The organism is Planctomycetota bacterium, assembly GCA_038746835.1.
GTDB lineage: Bacteria > Planctomycetota > Phycisphaerae > Tepidisphaerales > Tepidisphaeraceae > JBCDKH01.
The window spans coordinates 1-6234 of the sequence record JBCDKH010000204.1 but is presented as its reverse complement, the minus strand read 5'-3'; the positions used below and the strand labels follow the sequence as shown (position 1 = coordinate 6234).

The 6234-nt window shown below is 66.6% G+C and carries 6 protein-coding genes; all 6 read right to left on the bottom strand.

The window, feature by feature from the left end:
- Nucleotides 1–159: 159 nt before the first annotated feature.
- Nucleotides 160–594, bottom strand: coding sequence for a secondary thiamine-phosphate synthase enzyme YjbQ (locus AAGI46_14925; GenBank protein MEM1013500.1), 435 nt, complete (start codon nucleotides 592–594; stop codon nucleotides 160–162).
- A gap of 9 nt (nucleotides 595–603) precedes the next feature.
- Nucleotides 604–2001: a hypothetical protein gene (locus AAGI46_14920; GenBank protein ID MEM1013499.1), complete on the bottom strand. Its 1398-nt coding sequence runs from the start codon at nucleotides 1999–2001 to the stop codon at nucleotides 604–606.
- 32 nt (nucleotides 2002–2033) lie between these two features.
- A complete protein-coding gene (locus AAGI46_14915) occupies nucleotides 2034–2447 on the bottom strand; it encodes a hypothetical protein (GenBank protein MEM1013498.1) in 414 nt (137 codons plus the stop codon).
- Nucleotides 2448–2622: 175 nt separating this feature from the next.
- On the bottom strand, nucleotides 2623–3105 hold the full coding sequence (locus AAGI46_14910) for a sigma-70 family RNA polymerase sigma factor (GenBank protein MEM1013497.1): 483 nt from the start codon (nucleotides 3103–3105) through the stop codon (nucleotides 2623–2625).
- A gap of 30 nt (nucleotides 3106–3135) precedes the next feature.
- A complete protein-coding gene (locus AAGI46_14905) occupies nucleotides 3136–4374 on the bottom strand; it encodes a replication-associated recombination protein A (GenBank protein ID MEM1013496.1) in 1239 nt (412 codons plus the stop codon).
- Nucleotides 4375–4673: 299 nt separating this feature from the next.
- Entirely contained in the window at nucleotides 4674–6011 is a 1338-nt protein-coding gene (locus AAGI46_14900) for an esterase-like activity of phytase family protein (GenBank protein MEM1013495.1), read from the bottom strand.
- Nucleotides 6012–6234: the final 223 nt, after the last annotated feature.

The following is a 6234-nucleotide window of genomic DNA, read 5'->3' as shown; positions in this document are numbered from 1 at the left end:
CGACAAGCACAAGGGCACCGTCGCCGACTACGCGAAGAAGGCCGGCGGCACGCTAACCGGCTACCAGCGCCTGGAAGTCGGCGGCTGATCCGGCTGTCACTTCGACAACGAAAAGAGCCGCGTCCCACGGGACGCGGCTCTTTTGATGGCTAGTTGCGACTACTCGCCGATGATCTTGATCAGCACGCGTTTGTCACGGCGGCCATCGAACTCGCCGTAGAAGATCTGCTCCCACGTGCCGAAGTCGAGCCGACCTTCGGTGATCGCGACGACGACCTCCCGGCCCATGATCTGTCGCTTGTGATGCGCGTCGGCGTTGTCTTCGCCGGTGCGGTTGTGGAAGTAGCCGCCCGTGCTCGGATCCGTGCCGGCGTTGAACGGCGCGAGCGATTCGAGCCACCGCTCGTAGTCGCGAAGCAACCCGTCCTCGGCGCCGTTGATGAAGACGCTGGACGTGATGTGCATCGAGTTCACGAGCACGAGCCCTTCCTGCACGCCGCTCTCCGCGACGGCGTCTTCGACGTCGCGCGTGATGTTGATGAAGCCGCGGCGCTCGGGCACTCGGAAGCTGAGCGTCTTGCGGTGGCTCTTCATGGTGCGAGCTTACTCGCCGGCGACTTCGAGCTTCCAGGTCCAGCTGTCTCGATCGCGGAAGCCATCGACGTGCTCGGCCCGGAGGACGGCCTCGTTTTCCCCGAGGCGTTCGTAGCCGAAGGGCTCGCCGGTGCCGGGGTCGCGGGGCAGCGGGAGTTCGACGGCGTCGAGCGTGTCTGGCAGCTCGTCGAAACGGGCGACGTGATCGCGAAGGGCTTCGATGACGATCAGCCCGTCGCGTTCCCGGTCGAGTCGGACGAGGGAAACGCGGGCGCGGGTGACCGAGGGCATGAGCACTTGGACGAGCAGGCTGCCGTAGCTGGGGTCTTGAATGCGTTCGTCGAAAGCCTCGGCTGCGTCGATCGCCTCGGGCAGCGGCATCAGCGTGATGCGGAAGAGTTCGGCATAAGCCTGATCGACGCTTTCGCCGAGGTAGTGCGCGATGACCTCGAAGGGCGACATGGCGTCGAGGTCGGCCTCGACGAAGTCGGTGTTCTCCAAGAGCCAAGCCCGAGCCTGTGCGAGCATGAAGGCCGTCGTTGCGGTGTTGGACGCCATGCGGGCCAGCGGCCCGGCACCGTCGCCGGCGAACTCGGTCAGCTCGTTCACGCGCGCGAGCAGCGAGACGAATCGATCCGCGGTCATGGCCTCGGGATCGGCGAGCTCCGGCAGTGAGGCCTCGATCCAGAGCGTTTCGGCTTGAAGCAGAGCCAGCAGGTCGAGATCGAAGTCGACGGCCAACAGCGACCAGTAGAGGTTCGGCCGATCTGGGACACTGTCCGCCTTGTGAATCGTGTCGAGTGCCAAACCACCAATAGCGGCGGCCACGAGGCCCTCGACAAGAACGGCGTCGTCATGGTCGGCGATCTGCTGGGACAGCCGGATCATCGTCGTCACATCGCTCAGCCAGTCATCCCACCGGCCTTCGTCGGCGGCGAGATTGGCGCGAAGACGCAAGGCGTTGGCGACCTCGCGCGCCGGATTGAGTTGCGGCAGCAACGCGGCGACGCCGAACTCGCGAACCGTCGTGTGCATGCCGGCCTGCGATCGTCGCGACGCGACGCTGGCGAGGTCGAGCGACGATTCGTACCGCTTGGCGATCATTCGATGCAGGTCGCGATCCAGGTCGCCGGGCTCCTGCTCTAAGGCAGTGTTGACCTGGTCGGCGAAGCTCTCGTCGAGATCGTCGCCGTAGGTCCGCGGGAGCATGAGAAACGCCTGGCTGTAAATCGGCGTCGCGTCGCCCTGCACGCGGTCGTATGTCGGCACCGCCAGGGCGAGCGGGTGCGGCGCGTTAGCCCCGTCCGCCAGCGCGGGGCGAAGCTGGATCGTCCGATCGAACGGGTTTTCGGCGGGTTCTGCGTCCGCAAGGAGGGCGGCGGCACTGATGAGCAGGGCGGCGAGCATGATGGTTGGATGTGGGAGAAAAGTGGTCGATTTCAGCCCGCGCGGCGTCCGCCGGCGGTGAGGGATGGGCCGCGATAGCCGGTGTCCGTGACGGGCAGGCGACCGGTGACGAACGCGTCGGGCTCCTCGTCCATGGCGAAGCGAAGGGCCAGCAACGAGTCCTTGGCTGGCGGCGATGGTGGGGACGTCGGGAAGTCGGGCAGCGGCTGTTCGACGATCGGCGTCGGCTCGGGCGAAGGGCGGTTGCTGGGCGTGATCTGAGTGACGCCCAACACGAGCGTCGCGGCAGTGGCCACACCGGCTGCTGATCGCCAGATGCGCAGCGGCCGCCGGGCTGCGTCGGCACCGTCACGTCGTCCGGCCTCGTACGCGGCGGCGATCGCATCGGCATGCGACCCGGCACGTGGGCGTTGAGCAGCCGCGAGTCGTTGTTCGAGCGATGTCATTGCAATGGGGAACGAATGAAAAGCAGGGTTCAACGCACGCGCGTCTGCGAGACACCTAATCCGTCATCCTGAGCGAGCGCAGCGAGTCGAAGGACCTCGCTCGCCTTCGGACGCCGATCCAGTCGAGGTCCCTCGTCTGCGCTCGGGATGACAGATCGGAAGTCGGAAGCAAACGTCACCGCGACGGATCGTGCTCGGGGAGCAGGTCGCGAAGGTCGTCGAGGCCGCGGCGGTAGAGGTCGTGGGCGGTGCTGGCGGCGCAGCCGAGTAGGACGGCGACTTCCGCGAAGCCGACGTCGCACCAGAGCCGCAGGACGATCGCCTGGCGTGGCCGCTCGTCGAGCTTCCACAACGCGGCGACCACCTCGGGATCGGGCGAATCAGGAACGGACGTCGGTGGAATCGCGAAGGCCTCCCGACGCTGCCTGCGCCGTCGACTTCGTGCCTGATCGAACGCGGCCGAGCGGACAGCCGCGAGCAGCCACGCCCGCGGATGGTCGGGCAGGCCGTCGCCATTGGCCAGGCGTCGGGCGAGTTTGACGAAAGCTTCGTGCGTCGCGTCGTCGACGTCGGCGTCGAAGGTCGTCGCGAACGAACGACACGCCCCGGCGTGGTCGGCATAGGCCTGGTCGAGCTGTCGGGCGGCATCGGCGTCCACATTCACCTTCCAGACGCCGGCCGAGCTGGCTCATTCGGCCGGCTCGCGATTTTCCGGCTCGAAGTAGACCGACTCCACGCCGAGGTACTCGTCGTCGTCCGCTGCGGCACCATGGCCGAGGCGTTTGGAGCCGGCGTAATGGGCGTCGCGATACTTGCGTGGGACGGGCAGTGTCGCGTTCTCGTTGACGTCGCGCATCGCCCGGCCGATGGCAGACGTGGCGCTGCGGCTCTTGGGTGCGGTCGCCATGTGCAGGGTCGCGTGGGCGAGGGTCAGCTTGCCCTCCGGCAGGCCGAGCTTGGCGACGAGGTTCCACGCACTGTCGGCCACCTGGATCGCCTGCGGATCGGCCAAGCCGACGTCTTCGCTGGCGAAGATGGCGATACGGCGAGCTATGAACCGCGGGTCCTCGCCGGCCTCGAGCATGCGCGCCAACCAATAGAGCGCCGCATCGGGGTCGCTTGCCCGCATCGACTTGATGAAGGCCGACGCGTGGTCATAGTGCTCGTCGCCCTGGCGGTCGTAGCGGAGGGCTTTCTTCTGGATCGACTGCTCGGCGACGGCGAGGTCGATGCGGATCGCGTCATTGATCGGCTTTTCGGTAAGAACCGCGACTTCCAATGCGGCGAGGGCTCGGCGGGCGTCACCTTCGCTCGACTTGGTCCAGTGGGCGATGGCGTCGTCCGAAAGGTCGATGGCTTTGCCGGGAAAGCCGCGCTCGTCGCTGGTCGCCGAGCGGAGGGCTTGCGCGATGTCGTCGTCGCCGAGGGGTTCGAACTGGAAGATCTGGCTCCGGCTGACGAGGGCGGAGTTGACGCTGAAGAAGGGGTTTTCGGTGGTCGCACCGATGAGTACGACGATGCCCTCTTCGACGTCGCCGAGCAGCACGTCCTGCTGGGCCCGGTTGAAGCGGTGGATCTCGTCGAGGAAGAGGAGCGTGCGGGTGCCCTCGGTCTCGAGGCGATCACGGGCCTCGTCGAGGAGCGCACGGACCTCCTTCACGTTGGCCGCGGCGGCGTTGAGGGCGCGGAAGGCGGCGTGGGTCGTGTCGGCGATGATCCGGCCGAGCGTCGTCTTGCCCGTGCCCGGCGGGCCGTAGAACAGCAGGCTCTGCAGCCGGTCCGCCTCGATGAGTCGGCGGAGCAGCATGCCCTCGCCCAGCAGGTGTCGCTGCCCGTGAAACTCGTCGAGCGACCTCGGCCTCACCCTCGCCGCCAGCGGCATCGCCTGCCGGGCGTTCTGCCGACGCTGTTCGGCAAAGAGGTCCATCGGAGAACGGTAGACGCTGGAGCAGAACTCGCATCTACTCGGTGCGTGGTCCGACGGAAGCCATTCGATCTCGCTTGTCGAATAGCACCGTCATCCCGGGAGAATGTCGGAGCAACGAGCAGGCAGGTTTGGCTCATAACGCCGAAGCGGAAGCTTCGGGTCCAGGGGTGTTCGAAACGGTCGACCCGAAGCTTCCGCTTCGGCGTCTGTGACATGCTGCGCGTTCTCTTTGCGTTTCACGCGTTGGCCCAACCGAGGTCCCTCGGCTGCGCTCGGGATGACGGAGGAGCGACCGTCGCTCACTCGGCGTCGCTCGCCAGCTCGGCGAGGGGTTTGTCGAAGCGGATGAGGATGAACTCCGTCGCATCCGGCCCCGCCTGCTCGGGACGGCCGTTGGTGAAGGGGTAGTTGTTGTCGTTGCAGACGATCACCGTCCGCTCGTCGACCACGGCGACGGACTCGATCGTCAGGTACGGGAAGCGGAAGCGGTCGCTGCCGTCGCCGTCGAGGTCGTCGGGATCAGCGAGGTCGAGGAGGTCGGCGAGCAGTCGACGACTCTCCGTCGTGACGTCCGCGAGTCTCCGCATCGTCCCGAACTCGTCGGCGTCAAGTGCGTCGAGGTCAAGCATCTCGTCCAGCACCGCGTCTTCCTGCTCTTGCGTTGCCGGCACGACGGCAACGAGCTGCTTGCGTGCAGCCGATTGAGCCTGCTCGCCGTCGCGCTCGATAAGTATGAACGCACGAGGTTCGACCCCGAGCGCTGTTGCGTCGCTCGGCTTCTCGAGGAGTTCTGCCCCGCCGATTGCCAAGCCGTCCTTTGACCAGCGGTAGGTCGGTCCACCGAGAAACCAGTGCTCACCGTTCGGCATTGGCTGAAAGGACACGGCCCAGACGTAGCCGTCGTTGTCCACGCTCCGCTCCAGAACCGCGATCGGATGTACCCAGTCTGCCCGGGCCAGAACCATTCCCTCAAACCCACTGCTCCGTCCGATCTTCGCCTCTGCCGGATCCTTCGTCGGGTGGTCCGGCGAGTGCATGCCTTCGCCCGGCAGCTCCACCGGCGGTTCCAGCAGCCGGCCCTCGGAGTCGAAGTGGAGCAGGAACGGGCCGAACTCGTCGCCGATCCAGAAGGTGCCGTCGGGCAGGCGGACGAGCGACTCGATGTCGAAGTCGGCCCCCGTCAGCAGGCGGCTGTCGCGGATGGCGGCCGGGACGGGGATCTCGGAGTTCGGGTACGTCTCGCCGTCCGCCACCGTCGGCCAAGTGATGACGTCGTTCGGATCGCTCAGCTCGAAGGCGACGCTCCACGCGACCTCGCCGGTGTCGAAGTTCGGTGTGACTTCGTAGACGCACAGCACGTAGTCGGCCGAGTTGGCCTTGCCGCCGAAGCCGTTGTCGGACAGGGCCCAGAACGAGCCGGGCTTGTCGGGCATCGGGACGAGCGACGAGATGCCCTGGACCGGCTGCTTGTCGATGAAGGGCGGCGTGACGCCGTTGTGCTCCTTCTGCTCGATGAACTGCCCGCTGGTGGGCCCGTCGCGGAAGGTGTGGGCGTCGAGTCGGGCGTACCCGACCAGCGTCGGCTCCGCGGCGACGGGGGTTGCCGACAGCAGGACGGCGAGCAGGGCGTTTCGCATGGCGACGAGCGTGACTCGAACGCGCGCAACCCGCAAGAGCGCAGTTCGGTAGCTGCGGGGCTAAGGCCCGCAGTCTGGAGGTCGCTCAACATGCGTCAGACTGCGGGCTGTAGCCCCGCAGCTACCTCAAGCCCCCTCTCTTTCCTTTTCTCTCCGGTGCTGCGTGCGACATCGCGTCTACCCGCTGCTGCACCTTGCCCGGATCGTGAAACTTCTGTTAGTT

What these genes read in the sequence shown, in the direction of transcription:
- AAGI46_14925 (MEM1013500.1), bottom strand. Translation starts at nt 594, where the DNA reads ATGAAGAGCCACCGCAAGACGCTCAGCTTCCGAGTGCCCGAGCGCCGC.
- AAGI46_14920 (MEM1013499.1), bottom strand. Translation starts at nt 2,001, where the DNA reads ATGCTCGCCGCCCTGCTCATCAGTGCCGCCGCCCTCCTTGCGGACGCA.
- AAGI46_14915 (MEM1013498.1), bottom strand. Translation starts at nt 2,447, where the DNA reads ATGACATCGCTCGAACAACGACTCGCGGCTGCTCAACGCCCACGTGCC.
- AAGI46_14905 (MEM1013496.1), bottom strand. Translation starts at nt 4,374, where the DNA reads ATGGACCTCTTTGCCGAACAGCGTCGGCAGAACGCCCGGCAGGCGATG.
- AAGI46_14900 (MEM1013495.1), bottom strand. Translation starts at nt 6,011, where the DNA reads ATGCGAAACGCCCTGCTCGCCGTCCTGCTGTCGGCAACCCCCGTCGCC.